The 608-nt window shown below is 37.5% G+C and carries 1 protein-coding gene; it reads right to left on the bottom strand.

The window, feature by feature from the left end; genetic code table 11:
• Positions 1-608: thiamine-phosphate kinase (gene thiL / locus DR871_RS16310; RefSeq protein WP_129752561.1), on the bottom strand; the 608-nt coding region annotated here is incomplete at both ends.

Below are 608 nucleotides of genomic sequence, written 5' to 3'. Positions count from 1 at the left end.
GTTGGTTTTATTTCTAAAGCATGCAATAAAGTGCGAACATCTTTACGTGCTTCCGGTTTCAATTGACGTTCTATAAGATATGTATATGCATCTAAATCAGGCTGTGAATTTGGATTCACCTGAAAAACTTGCTTTTCTCTTTCTAAAACTTGCAATCCCATGTAAGCAGCACCAATATCACCAGTAACTACTAATAAATCAGTTTGCTTTGCGCCATTTCTATAAACAATCTCCTCTGCATCAGCTTCGCCAATGGCAGTAATGCTGATAATTAATCCTTTTTGTGATGAGGTTGTATCTCCACCTATAACATCAACATTATATTCACGTGCTGCATGCGTAATTCCTGCAAATAATTCATCTAATGCTTCCAAAGGAAAACGATTGGAAACCGCAACAGAAACCGTGATTTGTGTTGGCTTAGCATTCATCGCGCAAATGTCAGAAACATTGACAACAACAGCTTTGTAGCCTAAATGTTTTAAGGGCATGTAAGTCAAATCAAAATGCACACCTTCAATCAGTAAATCTGTAGAGATAACGACCTTTTTATCTTTGAAGTCCAAAACGGCAGCATCATCGCCAATACCTTTTAGATTAGTAGGCTG

This window comes from Flavobacterium petrolei (genome assembly GCF_003314435.2).
In the GTDB taxonomy this organism is placed as follows: domain Bacteria; phylum Bacteroidota; class Bacteroidia; order Flavobacteriales; family Flavobacteriaceae; genus Flavobacterium; species Flavobacterium petrolei.
The sequence above is the reverse complement of the archived record's forward strand: the minus strand, read 5'-3'. Positions and strand labels throughout refer to the sequence as shown.